The sequence below is a fragment of the Aquibaculum sediminis genome (assembly GCF_040712085.1).
In the GTDB taxonomy this organism is placed as follows: Bacteria; Pseudomonadota; Alphaproteobacteria; order Kiloniellales; family DSM-21159; genus Aquibaculum; species Aquibaculum sediminis.
In genome coordinates, this window is the sequence record NZ_JBFCVK010000003.1 from 328984 (window position 1) to 348867 (window position 19884).

Consider the following 19884-nt stretch of genomic DNA (forward strand, 5'->3'; position numbering starts at 1 on the left):
AGTTTCGAATGTACTGGTGTCGGGGTTCAGATGGACGCCCGCAGTGTGCGCGGCGGCGCCGCAAACTGCCGGGCGACCCAGTGATGGAAGTGCTGTGTGGGCCCGTCCATTACCGGGGAGAAGCGCCCGCCGTCGAAGTACAGCCCGTGGCGGCCCTTCTGCATGCCCTCGACCACGAAAATGTCCTCCTCGAAGACGCGTTTCCAGCGGCGCGCATTCTCAGCGCGCAGTGCGTCCAGCTCCGGGGTACTGGCGGGATCCTGGGCGTAGTAAAGCACAATGTGCTCGAGCGTACGCTCGCAGGAACGCGGTTCGAGCAGCACGGCGAAGGCATGGTCGCGCTGTACGCCCAGCAGGACGTTGGGGTAGAGCGCGATGTACTCGGCCGCCTCGTTCCAGGTCTCGCCCAGCCCGGCGAAGTCCGGAAGCACGGCGCCGTCCTCGCCGCACAGTTGGCGGTAGACCCGTGACCCCTGGCCGGCAAAGCCGCCGTCGCCCTCGATGTTGTAGTGGTCCTCCAGCCGGGAGTAGCTGTTGAGTTCGGGGTGAACCCAGGGCAGGTGGTAGCTTTCGCAGTAGTTCTCGACCGCCAGCTTCCAGTTGGACTGCACCTCCAATTCGAAGGCGGAACCAGGGCCGCCAAAGTACAGCGGTTGCTCGAACGCGCGCCAGCGCTCCAGCAGTGGCCCGTGGGCTACTTCGAAGGGGGGCGCTGTGCCGTCCAGATTGACAAAGACGATGTCGCGCCAGACGTGGCTGCGGATCGGGATCAGGCCCAGTTCGCTCGGGTCGAGCGCCGGGTGGCAGTTCTGCCCGGGGCCGCCGACGTTCGGCGTCGTGCGCAGGCTGCCGTCCATGCCGTAGCACCAGCTGTGATAGGGACAGCGAATGGCGCCGCGGATGCGGGTTGGCTCGGTCACCAGCAGCATGCCGCGGTGGCGGCAGGTGTTCTGGAACACCCGGATGCTGCCGTCCCGATCGCGCAGGAGGAGCAAGGGCACGCCGAGGAAATCGACCGGCCGGGCGTCGCCGGGCTGGGGAACGTCATTCCCGAAGGCGAGACCTGCCCACTGGGTGAAGAAGAGGCCATACCGTTCTTCGGCGAACAGCCCGCTGTCGATGTAGTGCTCGTTGGGCAGGCCGCGATCCGGGGCAAGACCGCGGGGCGGGACGGTCGTCAGGGTATGTTCGGTGAGGGTATGTGCGTCCATCGGTCTTCTCCCTCGACGCCAGTTCGTGCCATGAGCCTGCTCGCCTGTGTATTCCCACTCAACGGCAGAAAAATTATGGGTGACTTGAGCTGGATTCACTTGAGGGTCGTGTTAGCCGATATGGCCTGTTGCGCTGCACGCGTGCCAAGGTGAGCTGTACTGATCCCAGGGTGAGATTTTTCCGGCTTGAAGTCCTGGCGGATTCTGCCCGATCTGGGGGCCGGTCGTACAAGGCCGAAGGGAGGTGGCCATGCCGACAGACCCGGCCCGATTGCTCGCGAAAACGCCTCTCACCGACGAGATCACGGACCTTCGCTTCGAGATGTGCGAGCGCCCGCTGAGCGGCCTGGCGGCGGGAGCCCATATCGACCTCGCCCTGCCGGAGGGCCTGGTGCGGCAATACTCGGTCTGGGACTGGGATCCGGCCGGGCGCTGGTTCAACGTTGCGGTCAAGCGGGAAGCCGAGGGCCGTGGCGGCTCACGCGCGGTGCATGCGCTTGCGCCGGGAGCCCTGGTCGAGATCGGGGAGCCTCGAAATCATTTCAGCCTGGGCGAGATGGATCGGCACATCACGCTGCTGGCCGCGGGCATCGGCGCCACGCCGATCCTTCCCATGGCGCGGTCATTGCAGATGGCCCGGGCCGACTTCCAGGTCCACTACCTGGCGCGCCGGCGGGAGGAGGCCGCTTTCGATCCCGCCTTCTGCGGGCTGGGTTTGGATGAGCGCTATCACCTGCATTGCAGTGCGGAACAGGGGCGCATCGATCTTACCGCACTGCTGCAGCGCCTGCCGGCGGGCAGCGACGTCTATGTCTGCGGCCCGGAGGGCCTGCTGCAGGCAGTCTTCGATGCCGGGCGCGTCCTGCGTGGCGGCGCCATCCATTTCGAGCGTTTTGCGGCAGCGGCCGACTTTGCCGCCGACGACACGGTGGCGTTCGAGGTCGAACTGGCGCGCAGCGGCGGTGTCCTGCAGGTGGGGCGCGATGAAAGCCTGCTGGACGCCTTGCGCCGAGGTGGCCTGGAAGTCGAGTCCGCCTGCTGCGAAGGGCTCTGCGGCACCTGCATCGTCGATGTGCTGGAGGGCGAGGTGGAGCACCGTGACGGCGTGCTCTCTCCCGATGATCAGGCGGCAAACGCCTTCATGTGTGCCTGCGTTTCCCGGGCGCGCTCGCCGCGCCTGGTGCTGGACCTGTGATCACCCCTCGCTGGCGTCGTCCCCCAGCGTGGCGATGATCCAGTCCCGGAGTGTGCGTCCGGCGTCGGAAAGGCCTTCGTCCGGTCGGGTGACGAGGTAGAACCACTGGGGTGCCGGTACGCTGTAATTGCTGATCACCACCAGCTCCCCTCGGCGAATCATGGGGTCCACCAGTCGCCGCCAACCGAGCACCAGACCGAGGCCGTCCATCGCCGCATAGAGCCCGATCATGTAGTTGTTGACTCGCAGCGCGCGCTGCTGCGGCAGCCGGCAGTTCAGCGCCTCGAACCAATCGCTCCAGCGGGTCCAGCTCTGGTCGTGGGACTCGAGGTAGATCAGGCGCTGGGCGGCGAGCTCCTCTAGGCTGGGCGACTGCAGGCCTTGCGCCACCTCCGGGCTTGCCAGCGGCACCAGGGTGTCCTGGTAGAGCGGATGCTGGTCCCAGAGCGGATTGGCGTCGGGGCCGTAGCGGATGAACATGTCGAGTTCGCCCGTGTTGCCGAAACTCGTGTCCGAGACCAGCTGATCGACGGTCACCTCCGGGTGTTGGCGCCAGAAGTCGGCCAGGATTTTGGTCGTCCAGAGGCTGGCGACGGCGGAGGTGGTGCCCATCGTCACCCGCGCGCCCTCGCCGCGCTGGCGGATCTCCCGCAGGGTGTGGGAGAGACGCACGAAGCTCTCCGCCAGGGTGGCGAAGAGCCGGCTGCCCTCTTCGGTCAGCTCAACGCCGCGGTGGCGGCGCAGAAACAAGGGCGCGCCGAGATGGTCCTCCAAGGCCTTGATCTGGTGACTGACCGCTGCGGGGGTGACGTTGAGCTCGGCCGCGGCGTTCTTGAAGCTGAGATGGCGCGCCGCCGCCTCGAAGACACTGAGCGTGGTCAGGGGCGGGAGATTGTAGATCCTGCGGGACATGCCAGTGCTTCCCCAGCGTTGCCGAGGCGCATGGACCTGCTGCCGCCACGAACTGCCCAATATCGCGGCTCCGGGACTGCGAACGCCTCTCGAGTCCCTTGTACGCAGGCTTCGCTCCTTCCGCCAGAGCGCAGGGTCGCGCCGCGGCAGGGTCGTGGCCGGGCACCTCAGCCGTCGGTGGTTTCGCCCACGGCTATATGCCGCAATTTTTCTGGATTGCGAATGACGTAGAGGGCCCGAATTGCGCTGTCGTCGATCTCAAGGCCGATGGCTTGCGGTAGGCCGTCACGTTCCAGTGTCACCAACCCGGGCTGCCCGTTGACCCAGCCGAAGCGGCGGGTCAGCGGGGGCGCCGTCAGGCCCTTGCGGACCAGCCCCAGGTAAAAGCGGCAGACCTTGTCGCGGCCGAAGATGGGGTTGAGTGCCGCGGCACGCCGGCCGCCACCATCGGTGTAGAGCACGACGTCCTGCGCCAGAAGAGAGTGGAGCACGGCCAGGTCACCCTCTCGCGAGGCCCTGTCGAAGGCCGTCGCGAAGGCCCTTGCTTGCTCAGCTGGAACGGAAAAGCGCGGTCTTTGCCGGCGGATATTGGCCCGTGCCCGCGCAGCGAGCTGGCGACAGGCGGCTTCTCTGCGCCCAAGCAGGGAGGCGATCTCCGCGAAATCCGTTTCGAAGACATCGTGCAAGAGGAAGACGGCGCGCTCGAGCGGGGAGAGGCGTTCCAGCGCCAGCAGCAGCGCAAATGACAAGTCCTGCGCCAGGTCATCCGGCGCTGGACTCTCGTCGATCAGCGGCTCCGGCAACCAGGCGCCGACATAGTGTTCGCGCCGTGCCCGCGCCGACTTCAGGTGATCGAGGCAAAGACGTGTCACGATCTTCCTCAGGAAGGCGCGGACGTTGTTCACCTCTGCGTGATTCGCTCCCTGCCAGCGCAGGAAGGCCTCCTGCAGTATGTCCTCTGCCTCAGCCACCGAGCCCAGCATTCTGTAGGCCAGCCCGAACAGGCTGGACCGCTCCCTAACAAAGGCTTCTGTGGTCACCTCAAGCCGCGCCCGTTCCCGCCGGATGAACCGATCGGAAGCCGATGGCAATGCGATTCCACGCGTTGATGGTGGTGATGACCAGCGTGAGGGCCACGGCCTCCTCCTTCGAGAAACGCTCTAGCAACGCCTCGTAGTCCGCATCGGGCGCACCTGTCTTCTCGATCCGCGTGAGCGCTTCGGTCCAGGCCAAAGCGGCCCGTTCCCGCTCACTGTAGAGCGGTGACTCACGCCAGGCATTGAGCAGATAGAGCCTTTCCTCGCTCTCGCCTTCCGAGCGGGCCTCGCGCGTGTGCATGTGGATGCAATAGGCACAGCCATTGATCTGGGATGCGCGTGTCTTGACGAGGTGCCTGAGGCTGGACTCGAGGCCGGCTTCTCGCAGCCGCACCTCCATGTCGATCATGGCCTGAATAAGCTCGGGGGCCACCGCAAAGGCATCGATTCGTGGGGACATGCATCGCTCCTTCATCTCGGGATTTCCAATCACTGATCCCATGACGAGATGCACCGGTCCATTGTGACATGCTTTTCACCATGGCCGGCTGATCGAAGCGGCTTTGGTGACCTATCGCTTATCCTGCGCCGCCTCGCGCAGCACGATGATGATGCCGCTGGCCATGATCACCAGCGCGCCGACGATGGTCCAGGACTGCGGAATGTCGCCCCAGATCAGCCAGCCGAGTCCGGTGGCCCAGATCAGGGCCGTGTAGTCGAAGGGCGCCACCACCGCCGCCGGCGCGCTGCGGAAGGCCTGGCCGATCAGGGTGATCCCCAGATTGCCGCAAACCGCGATCGCCAGGAAGAACCAGAGATCCGGCGTGTGCACCAGCTCCCAGGCCTGGAGCGCGAAGGGCGCCGAGTAGATCATCGGGAAGAGCACGACGTAGAGCATCATGGTCCACATGCTCTCGCCGGGCCCGAGCCAGCGCGCGCTCATCATGAAGATGGCATAGAGAAAGGCAGCGGCCACCGGCAGGAGCGAGGCGGCCTGGAAGGCCTCGCCGCCGGGCTGGACGATGATGAGCACGCCGATGAAGCCGAGCAGCACCGCCCCCCAGCGCCGCCAGCCCACCGCCTCGCCGAGCAGCGGAACCGACAGCGCGGTGATGAAGATCGGCGCCGCGAAGATCAGTGCCGTCGCTTCGGCCAGGGGCAGGAAGCTGAGACTGGTGAAGTAGAGATAGGCCCCCGCCATCATGAGAGTGCCGCGCAAGGCGTGCAGGCCCAGGTGCCGGGTGCGCAGCACCCGCCGCCCACGCAGCGCCACGGCCACGGCCACAATCATTGGTATGCCGATCAGATTGCGCAGGAAGATGATCTGGACCGGGTCGTAGCGCTCGGTGAGCAGCTTCGCGATCGCGTCGTTCAGTACCAGGAAGGCCACGCCGGCGCAGATCGTGAGGATCCCGCGCGAGATGTCCTTCGGCCCGAACTGCGATTGCTGACTCATGCCACGCTTCACCTATAATGGTTTCCCTTTGCCTCTAACAGATGGGCGGGTTGGTGGCGAGGGGGCTGCTGTGGGGCTGGGACAAACCTGTTATGGTAGGTAGAGCCTAATTTACAGCGACCTTATTGAGCCCCGGAATCTCATTATGTAAACCCGATGAGGGTCATGGCAGCGACGAGTGCTTGGTCACTCTTGAGGCGAACGATATGGAAAAACGAAGACACATGTAAAATAAGGCGGTTTGTCGGTTCTAATTTTTGTCAATATTGCTCATAAAAGACCGAAGAGTAACCAAATGTTTGGTGGTTTATGGACAAAACAGTAAAATGATTAACGGTCACCAATAACAAAGTAAAAAGTAAATTATGAGGATAAGTGGTTTGTTTAAGGTATTAAAGGCAAGCTGGCGCTCGTTGTCAATAATGATGAGCGTGTTGGGAATACTGTGGTTTTGGCCAAACATTAGAGATTGGCCAATCGCTTATGGGTACGAATGGGGCAACATCCTTCCCCAACGCGAAACCGTTATGTGGTTGTTGCTCGCAGCGGCATTGTTATGGATTGTCTGGATTGACATACGGCCGCTCGTTCGTCCCTGGTGGAGATCTTGGCGCGGGCCTTTGCGCATTAGTTTTCCCAATGAAGTAAATCTGCCGAATAAAGTAAGCATGAACAAAAAGGAGTGTATGGTATACTGTTCGGAGGAAAGCGATAAAACTATCAGATTTGTGAAATATCTCATCGGAATAGAAAATATAAGCAACACAAAATCCGTGAAAAATGTTAAAGTAATTATTAATTACATTTCGATGCCGGATAGTTTGCCGAACCACTATCTAAAAACAGAGTCAGGAGAGACGTCTGTGGATATTTCTCCTGGTATGATATCATATTTTGAATTGGGTTCTGGAATAACCAACAACATCCCATATTACATATATGAATCAACAGCACAAACAATTAAACATATATCCAAAACATATGATGGTGGCGGGTTTGTTGTGCCAGGAACCAATAGCAAGAATGAAATAAAATTGCTGCCAAACGACGGTTATAAACTGGTTGTTGGTGTGTATGCTGATGACGAACGGGCGCTATTCGAAGAATTTCAAATAGATGCACGGAGTGAGGTTACGGTAACATATATCGGTCAAGCAGAATTTCCACAGTAAAGCGTGGTGGCTAGAATGATAAAGGCAATGAGCATCAAGCGTGAGGATGTGGACAAGGGCGTCGTGGATGTCTCCGACGTTGCGACGGGGCATCGGTTGCCGCCGGTTCATCCCGGCGAGATCCTGCGCGATGACTTCCTGGTCCCGATTAAGGTGACGGCCTACGAACTGGCCAATGCAATCAGGGTACCCCGCTCGCGCGCCAGCGATATCGTGCGCGGACGCCGGGCGATTACGACCGACACGGCCTTGCGTCTCGCGCGCTACTTCGGCACCACACCGGAGTTTTGGCTGACTCTGCAGGCGCGCTATGAACTGGATGTCGCAGAGCGCGACCTGCGCAAAAGGATCGAAGAAGAGGTTTCGCCGCGCACGGCGGCTTGAGCGGCAGAGGCGCCTGCCGGCAACCAACCAGCTTATGAAAGGACCTGCCTGTGGCCGAAGCCGCGCCGCGTGCCTGGCAACGCATGCTTTCGGGGCGTCGCCTCGACCTGCTCGATCCCTCGCCGCTCGACGTGGAGATCGAGGACATCGCCCATGGGCTGTCGCGGGTGGCGCGCTGGAACGGGCAGACCGAGGGCGACTGGGCCTTCTCCGTGGCGCAGCACTGCCTGCTGGTGGAGGAATTGGCGGTTCGCTTGTCGCCGGGACTGCCGCTGCCGTGGCGCCTGGCAGCGCTGCTGCACGACGCGCCGGAGTATGTGGTGGGCGATTTGATCTCGCCCTTCAAGGCGGCTGTCGGACTGGATTACAAGGCGCTGGAGCAACGGCTTTTCTCGGCGATCCTGCTGCGCTTTTCCCTGCCGGCCAGCTTGCCGGCGACGGTCGTGCGCCTGATCAAGCGCTGCGATCACGCCGCCGCCTATCTGGAAGCGACGCAGCTCGCCGGGTTCGGCGAACAGGAGGCCCGGCGCCTCTTCAAGCGCCCGCGCGGTCTCAGTCTCGATCGCACCCAGTTTCCCTTGCAGCCCCTGCCGCCCGGCGAGGCGAAAGCGGCCTATCTGGCCCGTTTCGAGGCCCTCAATCAGAGCCCTGCGTGAGATTTGCCCTGTGTCGCGCGCGTCGGCCACGCCGGCGGCCGGTTGGCAGCGGCCCGCTTTGGGCAGCCTGGCGCAGCAGTTCGGCCAGGCGGCCGCAAGCATCGGCGGGAGTTTCGCCGTCAGTGGAAGCGTAGCGCTGCAGCAGGCGTGCGGCCGCTGCCGCGCTGTCGCCGCCGACCGGCAGTCGCAGACTCCAGGCGAGGAAGAGGTCTTCGGCCGGGCCGGGGAAGTCCGCGCCCATGGCGAAGGCTTCGCCGATCAAGCCGCCCGGGTCGTCCGGGTGATGCAGGGGGGAGGCGTAGTGCAGGCTCATAGCGTCACGCACACGGTCGCAGCAGGTTGACGCGCATGGGCTGGCTGAAGCGATAGCCCTTGTCGTCGCGTTCGCCCAAAGCCTCGAAGGCTGCGCGCATGCTCTCCTCCCGCTCCTGAAACAGCCGCTGCCGGCTGGGGTCGACGGCCTCCATCTTCTCGCGGAAGTCAGCGAAGCCGCCGTAGCGCACCGGCGCGTCGTAGCGTAGCTCGCAAAGTTCGTCGAAGCTTTCTCCCACAGCGCCGCGCAGCCGCGCGTAGGCGACGCGCCGTACCTCGGTTTCGTCGTCGATCGGCTGTGCCAGGGTGAAATGCGCCCCTTCGGCCAGCGGCTCGGCCACGTAGAGCAGGCCGTCCGGCCGCAGCACACGGCGCGCCTCCAGAAGGGCCTGCGCCATGGCATCGAGGTGCAGGTGATGCAGGGCGTTGAAGTAGAGCAGCAGATCGAAGCGCGCGGCCGGGAAGGCCAGGGCCTCGCCGCGTCCGGCCATGAAACGCAAGCCCTCGTGCGGCTCGCCCGCCAGGGCGCGCTCGAGCTGGGGCAATGCCGCTTCGAGGCCGATGCCCTCGCGCAGCCCGCGGCGCAAGAGCGCGCGCAGGAGGCTGCCGTCGCCGCAGCCGATGTCCAGGGCGCTCTTGCCGCCGGGGTCCAGCAGCGAGGTCAGCACCTCGAGATGTTTGCGTTGGCGCAGCGCTGCCATGGGTTACACTCCGGCTATCACCACAAGGGTTCCATTGCCGGCCCGCGTGCGCAAGGCGAACGCGCCGGCGCCGGACTGAAGCGGCGGAGGCGTGCGTGCAGGAGATCACGGACTGGATCGGGCGGAGTGAAACGCGCAAGGAGCGCCTGGAGGTGGCGCGCGCCGAGGCCCTGCGCGTCACGCTGGAAAGCCGCGACCCGCCCTGCGCGCCGGGCCAGGCGCTGCCGGAACTCTGGCACTGGGCCTACTTCTGGGACTATGCCGCGCTGTCGCGACTGGGTGAGGATGGCCACGCCGAGAAGGGCGGTTTCCTGCCCCCCGTGGACCTGCCGCGGCGGATGTGGGCCGGCAGCCGCCTGACCTGGCGGGCGCCGCTGCGGCTCGACAGCGAGGTGCGGCGCCACTCCACCATTGCCGCCATCGAGGAGAAGCAGGGCCGCTCCGGGCCACTGGTGTTCGTCACGCTGCGTCATGTGCTGGAGGGCCCGGAGGGACCGGCCCTGGAGGAAGAGCACGACATCGTTTATCGCGAGGCCCCGGCAGAGGTCCAGGCCGCGGCAAGCGGTCCGGGCGAGCCGGCGCCCGAGGGGGCCTGGCACCGCAGCCTGCAGCCGGATCCCGTGCTGCTGTTCCGCTATTCGGCACTGACCTTCAACGGCCATCGCATCCACTACGACCAACCCTATGTGACCGGCACCGAGGGCTATCCAGGCCTGATCGTGCATGGTCCCTTGCTGGCCACCTTGATGGTGGATCTGGCACGGCGCAAAGCACCGGAGCGGCATTTGACGACCTTCCGCTTTCGCGCGCTGCGCCCCGTCTTCTGCGGTGAGGTCATCGCCGTGGGCGGTCAGCCTGATGAAGAGGGGGCTGACCTCTGGGTGACGGGACCTGATAGCGGGCTCTGCATGCGCGGGCGGGTGACCTTCGCCGCTTGAGCGGCGGCGAAGGCTGGAGTCCTATCCGCTCAGCGGGCCTCGCCGCTCACCGGGTCGATGTCGACGCGCACCTCACGATTGTCGTCGGTGCGATACTCGATTTCCCAGACGCCGTCATCCCACTCGATATCCTCGAAGTGGCTGAAACCGGACTCCTGCTCCAGGGTCTCGAGTATCTGCGACAGCGGCATGGCATCGGTCGGCGGCGGCGGATCGGCCAGGGCCGGGGCCACAAAACCAAGTGCCAGGGCGAAAGTGGCGGTGGCGATCGGAAGCTTGTACAAAACGTCGTCTTCCTACTGTTTGAATCGGGCATTTTACGTGGGGTGGACGCTGGCATCTGCAAGTCGGCGCGCCCTGGGGCCTGGGCGCCGGGCCATCTTTGCGACATAGCCGTCTTTGCGCCATAGTGGAGCGGTCCCAGCGGAGTGTGCTCATGGCGTCCCTGCTGCCGCGTTTCCTGCTCGTCCTGTTGCTGGTCCTGGCCGGCAGCACCTCGATCGCCCAGGCGCCTGAGCGGGAGGCGGAGCGCGAGGCCATGGTGGCGGCGCTCCAGTTCCAGGCCCGGATCGCTGCGTCGGAAACCGGCGAGCCGCGCCTGAACACCGACGTGCTGCAGGCGATGCGTCGGGTGCCGCGCCATGCCTTCCTGCCCGATGCCCTGCAGCCGGCGGCCTATATGGACACGCCCTTGCCGGTGCTGCCGGGCGCCACCGTCTCCCAGCCCTACATCGTGGCCCTGATGCTGCATCTGGCGGCCCTGGAGCCGGCGCAAGAGGCCCTGGTGGTGGGCGTGGGTGCGGGCTACCTCACCGCCTTGCTGGCGGAGATGGACCAGTCGGTGCGGGCGATGGAGTACGAGGCGGAGATCGCGGCCTATGCCCAGGAGATGTTCGATGAGTTGGGCTACGACGCCATCGACCTGCGAGAAGGCGACGGCTACTACGGCTGGCCGGAGCGCGTGCGGCGCTTCGATGCCATCGTCGTGCGCCTGGCGATCCCCGACATCCCGCCGATGCTGACCGCGCAGCTGGCCCCGGGCGGGCGCTTGGTGGCCCCGGTGGGCCAGCCGGACGGCCAACAGTGGCTGACGGTGGTGGAGCGCGACGCCGAGGGTCGCCTGCACAGCAGGCGGGTTCTCGAAGTGCGCTTCACCCCGCTGCCGGGCGGCATCCGGCTATAGGTCTCTTGTTGCCGGAAGCCGTCCCGTAGCGAGTCAACTCAGGCCTGATCGAAGATCAGTCGGTCGAGGCCGCGGATCAGGCCGGTGACGCCGGAGACCTTGCGGGCCGCCAGCAGGGTGCCGTCGGCATAGACCGAGGCATCGGTGCCGGCGTCGTGCTTCAAGACCAGCCGTGCGCCGGGAACGGTGAAGAGGGCATCCACCGAGGCGGTGTAGCTGGGCAGGCGCACGGCGTGCACCTGAACGCCGTTGACTGAACCGCCGCGGGTCTCCGACGGGCCGATGATCTCCTCGATCGGATAGTCGAGCTGGGGCTTGCGCACGTCGCCCAGGCGCTCGGCCAGCTCGCGCGCGGTGCCGCTGGGGGAATCGGGCTTGGCGGCCTTGGCGTAGTCGATCACCTCGAAGTGCGGGATGTGGCGCGCGGCGATCATCGCGAAGTGGGAGAGCAGGGCCGCCGTGATGGCGAAGTTGCCCGAGGCCACCACGCCCTTGCCGGCCTTGCGTGCTGCGGCATCCAGTTCGGTGTAGTCGTCGGCGGTAAGGCCCGAGGTGCCGATCACCACGGCCGTGCCCCGCTCCAGCGCGGCGAGAGCATTGGCCTTCACCACCGAGGGGTGGGTGTAGTCGATCAGCACGTCGGCCGGCGCCGCATCCAGGGCCTCTTCCACCGAGGCACTGATCCGAACGTCGGCGGGCTTGCGGCCCACCACCGTGCCCAGATCCTCGCCCGCCGCGTTGCGCGCCACGGCGCCGGTCACCTGAAAATCGGAGGCCGCCAGGGCGGCGCTGGCAATCGCCCGGCCGGTCCAGCCTGTGGCGCCCGCAATGCAGAGTCTCGTCATGTGCATAGCTTCCTTCTGTCGTTCCGCTAATCGCTTGAGTGCGATCCCGGCACGGGTATAGCTTCTAAACCACGGAATGAAACCGTCGACATCCGACATCTGAAGCTGGAGCCCGTTATGGCCGTGCGCCCGAATTCCCCCGCCGCCAAGGACATCGCCTACGTCCTGCACCCCTACACCAATGCCCGCCGCCACGAGGAGACCGGCCCGATGATCATCGGGCGTGGCGAGGGCGTGCATGTCTATGACGACCAGGGCAAGGAATACATCGAGGGGCTGGCCGGCCTCTGGAGCGTGGCCGTGGGCTTTGGCGAGCAGCGCCTGGTGGACGCCGCGGCAAAGCAGATGCAGCAGCTGCCCTACTACCACTCCTTCGCTCACAAGTCGCACGAGCCCTCTATCCTGCTGGCCGAGAAGCTGCTCGAGATCGCGCCGCGCGACTTCTCCAAGGTGTTCTTCACGAACTCCGGTTCGGAGGCCAACGACACCGTCATCAAGCTGCTCTGGTTCTACAACAACGCGAAGGGCCGTCCGGAGAAGAAGAAGTTCATCAGCCGGATCAAGGCCTACCACGGCATCACCCTGGCCTCTGCGAGCCTGACCGGCCTGCCGGCGAACCAGAAGGGTTTCGACCTGCCGCTGGATCGCTTCGTGCACACGGCCTGCCCGCACCACTACCGCTTCGCCTGGGAAGGTGAGAGCGAGGAGGAGTTCGCCAGCCGCCTGGCCGGCCAGCTCGAGGATCTGATCCTGCGTGAGGGGCCCGAGACCATCGCCGCCTTCATCGGCGAACCGGTGATGGGCGCCGGCGGCGTCATCGTGCCGCCGCGCACGTACTGGGAGAAGGTCCAGAAGGTGCTGCGCAAGTACGACATCCTGCTGGTGGCCGACGAGGTCATCAACGGCTTCGGGCGGACCGGCAACCTCTGGGCTTGCCAGACCTATGACATCAAGCCCGACGTGCTGGTGACCTCGAAGCAGCTCACCAGCTCCTACATGCCGCTGGCCGCGATCATGATCACCGACGAGATCTACCAGGGCGTCGCGGACTACACGAAGGAGCTTGGCACCTTCGGCCACGGCTACACCACCAGTGCGCATCCGGTGGCCACGGCCGTCGGGCTCGAGAACATCAAGATCATCGAGGAGCGCAAGCTGATCGAGCATGCCGCGGCCGTGGCCCCGCGCTTCCAGGAGGGCCTGCGCCGTTTCGCCGACCACCCGCTGGTAGGTGAGGTGCGTGGCGTCGGCCTGATCGCCGCCATCGAGCTGGTGTCCGACAAGAAGACCAAGGCCGGTTTCGAGCCGGTGGGCTCCGTCGGCCTGCATCTCTTCGAGCGCTGCCAGGAGCACGGTCTGATCCTGCGCAACCTCGGCGACGCCATCGCCTTCTGCCCGCCGCTGATCATCAGCGAGCAGGAGATCGATCAGTTGCTGGAGCGTTTCGGCCAGGCTCTGGACGACACCCTGCAGTGGGTGCAGAGCCGCAGCGCCGCCGCCGAGTAAAACACGGCAGACTTATGCAGGCCGGGAAGGGGGGCTTCCCGGCCTGCAGGTTTCCCTGACTTGCGTTCCCTGTGCTTGCGCGGCAGCTTGCCCCCATGAATTATGAAGCCTTCTTCGGCGATGCCCTGACGGCCCTCAAGCGCGAGGGCCGTTATCGTGTTTTCGCGGACCTGGAACGTCGCGCCGGCGACTTTCCCCGTGCCATTCGCCATGCCGATGGAACGCAGACGCCGGTCACCGTCTGGTGCTCCAACGACTATCTCGGCATGGGCCAGCACCCCCGGGTCCTGGCGGCCATGCGCGAAGCGGTCGATCGCTGCGGCGCCGGTGCGGGCGGCACGCGCAACATTTCAGGCACCAATCACTATCACGTGCTCCTGGAGCAGGCCCTGGCCGGTTGGCACCGCAAGGAAGCGGCGCTGCTCTTCACCTCCGGCTATGTGGCGAACTGGGCGACCCTGGGCACGCTTGCGGCCAAGCTGCCGGACTGTGTGGTCCTGTCCGACGAGCAGAACCACGCCTCGATGATCGAGGGCATCCGGCACTCGCGGGCGGAAAAGCAGATCTTTCGCCACAGCGATCCTGAGGATCTGGCGCGTCGGCTGGCGGGCATTGCGCCGGAACGCCCGAAGATCGTGGCCTTCGAGTCGGTCTATTCCATGGATGGCGACATCGCCCCCATCGCCGAACTCTGCGAGGTTGCCAAAGCGGCCGGGGCGCTCACCTACCTGGATGAGGTTCATGCCGTCGGGCTCTATGGAGAAACCGGGGCGGGCGTGGCCGAGCGTGACGGCCTGCTGGACCGGCTGGACGTGGTGCAGGCGACGCTCGGCAAGGCGGTGGGTCTCATCGGCGGCTATGTCGCAGCCTCCTCTGCACTGGTCGACTTCGTGCGCTCCTTTGCCAGCGGCTTCATCTTCACAACAGCCTTGCCGCCGGCCATTGCGGCGGGGGCGCTGGAGAGCGTTCGCCTGTTGCAGGATGCGAGCGATCTGCGCGCGCGGCACCGCGCGGCGGTCAGCGCGGTCAAGGAAGGGTTTGCGGTCCGCGGACTGCCGGTCCTGCCTGGGCCAAGCCACATCGTTCCGCTCATGGTGCGCGATCCGGAGTTGTGTCGTGCTGCCAGCGACCGGCTGCTCAACGCCCACGGCCTCTACGTGCAGCCGATCAACTATCCGACGGTGGCGCGCGGCGCCGAACGCCTGCGATTGACACCCTCGCCGCTGCATCAGGACGCGGAGATCGCGGCCCTCATCGAGGCGGTTTGCGAAACCTGGGATTACCTTCAATTGCCGTATAACGTCTGATCGGCGCAGGCTCGCGACGGGTGCCTCCCCAACTCACAGGCGAAAAGTGGCGGGAAAGAGTCCGAAAAGACTCGAAATCCATGCAAGGATAGCATAGGATCCATTCACTGAAAGCGGGGCTCACTGCATGCTGCGCAGGTGTGCTGGGCCGTGAGCGACCCGAGGAACAAAAACAGTGGCCGGAACGGGGATGGTGTTGAAACGGGGTGCAGAGTTGTCAGGCGACGGGGTGGCTGTCGCCAAGGGACTGCCCGCCTGGGCAAGCTGACGGGACCGTGCGCCGCAACTCATGATGGGTTTCGCTCCCGCCGGACTGGCTGCTTCGCCAGCAGCTTTTGTCCTCGCCGGCAAACAGACCGTCCGTATCAAGAATGCTGCCATCCCACGGCAGTGCCGCAATCATTCTGAACCGGGGGTTCTTCTTCAGTTTGCGCGTTCTGCGCGGACTGTGCCCGGCCGCCGATCCAGTGCTGACAAGAGACAAGCCGCTCGCAAGAGTGAACGACAGGGGAAAACATGAGCGAGTCCAACGACGCCTTCGTTCGTTTCATTAACGTCCAGAAGAGCTACGACGGCGAGACGCTGGTCGTTAAGAACCTCAATCTCGATATCGCCAAGGGCGAGTTCGTGACTATGCTCGGCCCCTCCGGCTCGGGCAAGACCACCTGTCTGATGATGCTCGCCGGCTTCGAAACGGCAACCAGCGGCGAGATCATGCTGAACGGGCGGGGCATCAACAAGGTCGCGCCACACAAGCGCGGCATCGGGATGGTCTTCCAGAACTACGCGCTTTTCCCACACATGACCGTGGCGGAGAACCTGGCTTTTCCCCTTCAGGTGCGCAAAATCTCCAAGGCGGAGACCGAGCAGAAGGTGCAGCGCGCCCTCGACATGGTGCAGCTGGGCCATCTGGGCAATCGCCGGCCGGCGCAGCTCTCCGGCGGTCAGCAGCAGCGTGTGGCCGTGGCGCGTGCGCTGGTCTTCGACCCCGACCTGGTGCTGATGGACGAGCCACTGGGCGCGCTGGACAAGAACCTGCGCGAGCAGATGCAATACGAAATCAAGCACATCCACGAGAGCCTGGGCGTGACCGTGGTCTACGTGACCCACGACCAGTCCGAGGCGCTGACCATGTCGAACCGCATTGCCGTGTTCGACGACGGGGTGATCCAGCAGCTGGCGCCACCGCCCGACCTCTACGAGCGCCCGCTCAACGCCTTTGTTGCCGCCTTCATCGGCGAGAACAATCAGCTCCACGGCAAGGTGGTTGAGATCAAGGGCAATGACTGCAAGGTGCAGCTCGATGACGGCTCCATCATCCACGCCCTCAAGGTCAATGTGGACAAGGTGGGCGACCGTAGCACGCTGTCCCTGCGTCCCGAGCGCGTCGCCATCGCGCCGCCGGAAGGCAAGTACCCGAACGTGTTCGAAGCGCGCGTCGAGGAGCTGATCTATCTCGGCGATCATATCCGCACCCGCGTCAGCCTGTGCGGCACCGACGAGTTCATCGTCAAGATTCCCAACGCCCATGCCCACGCCAGCATTGGCAGGGGCGAGACTGTCCAGGTGGGTTGGGCGATGGAGGATTGTCGCGCCCTCGACGCCAGTTGACGGCAAGAGGGCCCAAACAACGAACCGGCCGCAGTGCCGGGGGATTACAGAAAACCGAAGGAGGCTTTCAGATGAAGAAACTTGCACTCACCACAACCGCCCTCGCGGCCGGCGCCCTGCTGGGCGTCGCCAACGCCGGGGATGCCCAGGCAACCGACATCACTGTGGTATCCTGGGGTGGCGCCTACACCGAAAGTCAGGTGCGCGCCTATCACGAGCCCTACATGGAGCTCAATCCCGACATCAACATCATCAACGATGACAGCTCCGCCAACGCCCTGGCCGGTCTGCGGGCCCAGTCCCAGGCAGGCAACGTCACCTGGGACCTGGTGGACATGCTGCCCTCCGACGCGCAGCTCGCCTGTGACGAAGGGCTGATCATGCCCATCGACCATGACGAGATTCTGGCCGCCGCGCCGGATGGCACGCCGGCTTCCGAGGACTACCTGCCGGGCTCCCTGGGCGAATGCTTCATTCCCCAGATCGTCTATTCGACGGTGATGACCTTCAACAACGAGATGTTCCCGGAAGACAAGCAGCCGAACACCATCGAAGACTTCTTCGATGCTGATAACTTCCCGGGCCGTCGCGCCATTCAGAACCGCCCCGCTGCGAATCTCGAGTGGGCGCTCTACGCTGATGGTGTCGCCATCGATGAGATCTACGACACGCTCGAGACTCAGGAGGGCGTGGAGCGCGCCTTCGCCAAGCTCGACACCATCAAGGAGCACCTTGTCTTCTGGAGTGAGGGTGCGCAGGCGCCGCAGCTGCTGGCCGACAAGGAAGTGGCTTTCGCCACCGGCTATAACGGTCGCATGTTCAACGCGGCGGAAGTCGAAGGCCAGCCCTTCTCGATCATCTGGGACGGTCAGATCGTCGAGTGGGATGGCTGGGTGGTGCCGGAAGGCGCCAGCAACGTCGATGTCGTGATGGAGTACCTCTACTGGGCGACCGACACCCAGCGCCTTGCCGATCAGGCCAAGTTCATTTCCTACGGCCCGGCCCGTGCGTCCTCGGCCGAACTGGTCAGTGAACACGCCGATCTCGGCATCGACATGGGCCCGCACATGCCGACCCATCCCGATAACTACGAGACGCCGATCCTCCTGAACAACGACTTCTGGACGGACTATGGCGACGAGCTGCGTGAGCGCTTCAACAACTGGATGCTCCAGTAAGCTCAACGGTTGAGGTCGGGGGAGCGCGTCCTTAGGGGCGCGCTCCCTCACCGCCCGTACGATCGCGCTCGCCCAACTCGGGCTGCTCGCGTCGTACGGCAGCAAGGTGGATCGGGGGAGAGTGGTTGAATGGCACAGGCGCAAGCACACAGCGGACCCATGGTGACGGCGGACGGTGTGCCGCTGAAAACCAGCCTGCGGCGTGCTGAAAGGCGGCGCAAGATCACGGCCTTCATGCTGGTCGTGCCGTTGCTTGCCTTCATTCTACTGACCTTCATCGCCCCGATCGGCGACATGTTGTGGCGCAGCGTCGACAACCCGGCGATCGTCAACACCCTGCCGAACACCCTAGCGGCCCTCGAAGATTGGGACGGCGAGGAGCTGCCACCCGAAGAAGCCTTCGCCGCGATGGTGGAGGACCTGCGCGTTGGCCAGGAGAACCGGTCCATCGGGCAGGTGGGCATCCGCCTGAACTACGAGATGAGCGGCGCGCGCAGTCTCTTTTCCCGGACTGCCCGCAACGCCGACTCCCTCGAGCCGCCCTACAAGGAAGCGCTGCTGGACGCGCACCAACGCTGGGGCGACGTGGAAACCTGGCGCCTGATCAAGCGCGAGGGACGCCCCTATACGGCCAGCTACTATCTCTCCGCTGTGGACATGCGCTATGCCGACGATGGCTCGGTCGCCATGCAGCCGGAAAACCAGCGCATCTATGTCGCCCTGTTCATGCGTACGCTGGCGCTCAGTCTGGCCATCACGGTCCTGACCTTGCTGCTCGGCTTCCCGATCGCCTACCTGCTGGCGACCCTGCCGCTGCGCTATTCCAATCTCTTGATGATCATGGTGTTGCTGCCCTTCTGGACATCACTGCTGGTGCGCACCACCGCCTGGATCGTCCTGCTGCAGCAACAAGGCGTGATCAATGACATCCTCGTCGCCGTCGGATTGATCGGCGATGACGGGCGCCTGACCATGATGCACAACTGGATCGGCACCATCGTGGCGATGACCCACATCCTGCTGCCCTTCATGGTGCTGCCCCTCTATTCCGTGATGAAGACGATTCCGCCCAGCTATCAGCGTGCTGCGCGCTCCCTTGGCGCCAACCCGTTCGTGGCCTTCGTGCGGGTCTATCTGCCGCAGACCGTCTCTGGCATCGGGGCGGGCGCCATTCTCGTCTTCATTATCTCGATCGGCTACTACATCACGCCGGCCCTGGTGGGCGGCCAGTCGGGTCAGCTGATCTCCAATCTCATTGCCGACCACATGCAGCGGACCTTGAACTGGGGTCTGGCCGCGGCCTTGGGCTCGATCCTGCTGGGCGGGGTCCTGATTCTCTACTGGCTGTACAACCGCATCGTCGGCATCGACAACATGAAGCTCGGCTGAGGGGGAAAAGCGCACCATGGCCCTGCCATCCTATGCCTCGCCGCTTGAGCGGACCTGGTACTACTCCTATCGCGTGATCTGCGGCCTGATCTTTTTCTTCCTGGTCGCGCCGATCCTGGTGATGATTCCGCTGTCCTTCAACGCGCAGCCCTACTTCAGCTACACCACTGAGATGCTGACGTTTCAGCCCGAGGGCTATTCCCTGCGCTGGTACGAGGAGTTCTTCAACAGTTCCGCCTGGGTGACCTCGATCCGCAACTCGGTGATCATCGCCTTTGCCTCGACCTTCCTGGCCACTTGCCTGGGAACGCTGGCCGCCCTGGGGCTCTCACGCAGTCACATGCCCTTCCGCGGGCTGATCATGGGGCTGCTGATCTCCCCGATGATCGTGCCGTTGATCATCTCGGCGGCCGGCATGTTCTTCTTCTACTCGCAGATCGGACTGGCCCAGACCTTCCCCGGCGTCATCCTGGCGCATACGGCGCTGGGCACGCCCTTCGTGGTCATCACCGTGACGGCAACGCTGAGCGGCTTCGACCACACCCTGACCCGGGCCTCGGCCAGTCTCGGCGCGCCGCCGCAGACCACCTTCTTCAAGGTCATCCTGCCGTTGATCACGCCCGGCGTGATTTCTGGGGCGCTCTTCGCCTTCATCACCTCCTTCGACGAGGTGGTCATCGTCCTCTTCGTTGCCGGTGTCGAACAGCGCACCATTCCGCGCGAAATGTGGTCGGGCATTCGCGAGCAGATCAGTCCCACCATTCTGGCCGTGGCGACCATCCTGGTGCTGATCTCCATCGCGCTGTTGACTGTGCTGGAGCTGTTGCGCCGGCGCAACGAGCGGATGCGCGGCCTCTCGCCGGGCTGATCCAGCGGCCTTTCCTTTCTGGC

At 64.4% G+C, this 19884-nt stretch carries 21 protein-coding genes; 12 read left to right on the forward strand and 9 right to left on the reverse strand.

Going from position 1 to position 19884, the window contains the following annotated elements:
- Positions 1-26: 26 nt before the first annotated feature.
- Complete coding sequence (locus ABZ720_RS06655; protein ID WP_366554725.1) at positions 27-1211, reverse strand: aromatic ring-hydroxylating oxygenase subunit alpha; 1185 nt, start codon at positions 1209-1211, stop codon at positions 27-29.
- Positions 1212-1461: 250 nt separating this feature from the next.
- Between ABZ720_RS06655 and ABZ720_RS06660 the strand changes: the two genes are divergently transcribed.
- Positions 1462-2406 (forward strand): PDR/VanB family oxidoreductase, encoded by a 945-nt coding sequence (locus ABZ720_RS06660; protein WP_366554726.1) that lies wholly within the window; start codon positions 1462-1464, stop codon positions 2404-2406.
- On the opposite strand, the gene ABZ720_RS06665 is transcribed toward ABZ720_RS06660, so the two are convergent.
- The 4 genes from ABZ720_RS06665 to ABZ720_RS06680 all read right to left on the reverse strand — a co-directional run bounded on the left by ABZ720_RS06665 (position 2407) and on the right by ABZ720_RS06680 (position 5811).
- Positions 2407-3318: a LysR substrate-binding domain-containing protein gene (locus tag ABZ720_RS06665; RefSeq protein ID WP_366554727.1), complete on the reverse strand. Its 912-nt coding sequence runs from the start codon at positions 3316-3318 to the stop codon at positions 2407-2409.
- A 167-nt stretch (positions 3319-3485) separates the two neighbouring features.
- A complete protein-coding gene (locus ABZ720_RS06670) occupies positions 3486-4358 on the reverse strand; it encodes a sigma-70 family RNA polymerase sigma factor (protein WP_366554728.1) in 873 nt (290 codons plus the stop codon).
- Between the two features lies 1 nt (position 4359).
- A complete protein-coding gene (locus ABZ720_RS06675; RefSeq protein WP_366554729.1) occupies positions 4360-4815 on the reverse strand; it encodes a carboxymuconolactone decarboxylase family protein in 456 nt (151 codons plus the stop codon).
- 111 nt (positions 4816-4926) lie between these two features.
- On the reverse strand, positions 4927-5811 hold the full coding sequence (locus tag ABZ720_RS06680) for a DMT family transporter (protein ID WP_366554730.1): 885 nt from the start codon (positions 5809-5811) through the stop codon (positions 4927-4929).
- A gap of 380 nt (positions 5812-6191) precedes the next feature.
- Between ABZ720_RS06680 and ABZ720_RS06685 the strand changes: the two genes are divergently transcribed.
- Genes ABZ720_RS06685 through ABZ720_RS06695 form a run of 3 tightly spaced genes read left to right on the forward strand, consistent with a single transcriptional unit; the run spans position 6192 to position 8023 of the window.
- Positions 6192-6983 (forward strand): hypothetical protein, encoded by a 792-nt coding sequence (locus ABZ720_RS06685; RefSeq protein WP_366554731.1) that lies wholly within the window; start codon positions 6192-6194, stop codon positions 6981-6983.
- Positions 6984-7010: 27 nt separating this feature from the next.
- Positions 7011-7367: a HigA family addiction module antitoxin gene (locus tag ABZ720_RS06690; RefSeq protein ID WP_366554732.1), complete on the forward strand. Its 357-nt coding sequence runs from the start codon at positions 7011-7013 to the stop codon at positions 7365-7367.
- A gap of 50 nt (positions 7368-7417) precedes the next feature.
- The gene (locus ABZ720_RS06695; protein ID WP_366554733.1) at positions 7418-8023 is read left to right on the forward strand and encodes an HD domain-containing protein; all 606 of its coding nucleotides are present in this window, start codon (positions 7418-7420) and stop codon (positions 8021-8023) included.
- Here the strand turns inward: ABZ720_RS06695 and ABZ720_RS06700 are convergent.
- On the reverse strand, positions 8004-8336 hold the full coding sequence (locus ABZ720_RS06700) for a hypothetical protein (protein WP_366554734.1): 333 nt from the start codon (positions 8334-8336) through the stop codon (positions 8004-8006). The two genes, ABZ720_RS06695 and ABZ720_RS06700, sit on opposite strands and share 20 nt — an antisense overlap.
- A 4-nt stretch (positions 8337-8340) precedes the next feature.
- On the reverse strand, positions 8341-9036 hold the full coding sequence (locus ABZ720_RS06705) for a class I SAM-dependent methyltransferase (RefSeq protein WP_366554735.1): 696 nt from the start codon (positions 9034-9036) through the stop codon (positions 8341-8343).
- Between the two features lie 95 nt (positions 9037-9131).
- On the opposite strand from ABZ720_RS06705, the gene ABZ720_RS06710 reads away from it, so the two are divergent.
- The gene (locus tag ABZ720_RS06710; protein ID WP_366554736.1) at positions 9132-9974 is read left to right on the forward strand and encodes an HTD2 family dehydratase; all 843 of its coding nucleotides are present in this window, start codon (positions 9132-9134) and stop codon (positions 9972-9974) included.
- A 29-nt stretch (positions 9975-10003) separates the two neighbouring features.
- On the opposite strand, the gene ABZ720_RS06715 is transcribed toward ABZ720_RS06710, so the two are convergent.
- Positions 10004-10258: a PepSY domain-containing protein gene (locus tag ABZ720_RS06715; protein WP_366554737.1), complete on the reverse strand. Its 255-nt coding sequence runs from the start codon at positions 10256-10258 to the stop codon at positions 10004-10006.
- A gap of 152 nt (positions 10259-10410) precedes the next feature.
- On the opposite strand from ABZ720_RS06715, the gene ABZ720_RS06720 reads away from it, so the two are divergent.
- Positions 10411-11157 (forward strand): protein-L-isoaspartate O-methyltransferase family protein, encoded by a 747-nt coding sequence (locus ABZ720_RS06720; RefSeq protein WP_366554738.1) that lies wholly within the window; start codon positions 10411-10413, stop codon positions 11155-11157.
- Between the two features lie 38 nt (positions 11158-11195).
- On the opposite strand, the gene dapB is transcribed toward ABZ720_RS06720, so the two are convergent.
- Entirely contained in the window at positions 11196-12002 is an 807-nt protein-coding gene (dapB, locus tag ABZ720_RS06725; protein WP_366554739.1) for a 4-hydroxy-tetrahydrodipicolinate reductase, read from the reverse strand.
- Positions 12003-12119: 117 nt separating this feature from the next.
- Between dapB and ABZ720_RS06730 the strand changes: the two genes are divergently transcribed.
- The 6 genes from ABZ720_RS06730 to ABZ720_RS06755 all read left to right on the forward strand — a co-directional run bounded on the left by ABZ720_RS06730 (position 12120) and on the right by ABZ720_RS06755 (position 19861).
- On the forward strand, positions 12120-13508 hold the full coding sequence (locus tag ABZ720_RS06730; protein ID WP_366554740.1) for an aspartate aminotransferase family protein: 1389 nt from the start codon (positions 12120-12122) through the stop codon (positions 13506-13508).
- 95 nt (positions 13509-13603) lie between these two features.
- A complete protein-coding gene (gene hemA, locus ABZ720_RS06735; protein ID WP_366554741.1) occupies positions 13604-14815 on the forward strand; it encodes a 5-aminolevulinate synthase in 1212 nt (403 codons plus the stop codon).
- Positions 14816-15331: 516 nt separating this feature from the next.
- Positions 15332-16426 carry an ABC transporter ATP-binding protein gene (locus tag ABZ720_RS06740; protein ID WP_366554742.1) on the forward strand — a complete coding sequence of 365 codons (1095 nt, stop codon included), beginning with the start codon at positions 15332-15334 and terminating at the stop codon, positions 16424-16426.
- 71 nt (positions 16427-16497) lie between these two features.
- Positions 16498-17604, forward strand: coding sequence for an ABC transporter substrate-binding protein (locus tag ABZ720_RS06745; protein ID WP_366554743.1), 1107 nt, complete (start codon positions 16498-16500; stop codon positions 17602-17604).
- Between the two features lie 129 nt (positions 17605-17733).
- Entirely contained in the window at positions 17734-18993 is a 1260-nt protein-coding gene (locus tag ABZ720_RS06750) for an ABC transporter permease (protein WP_366554744.1), read from the forward strand.
- 16 nt (positions 18994-19009) lie between these two features.
- On the forward strand, positions 19010-19861 hold the full coding sequence (locus ABZ720_RS06755; RefSeq protein ID WP_366554745.1) for an ABC transporter permease: 852 nt from the start codon (positions 19010-19012) through the stop codon (positions 19859-19861).
- Positions 19862-19884: the final 23 nt, after the last annotated feature.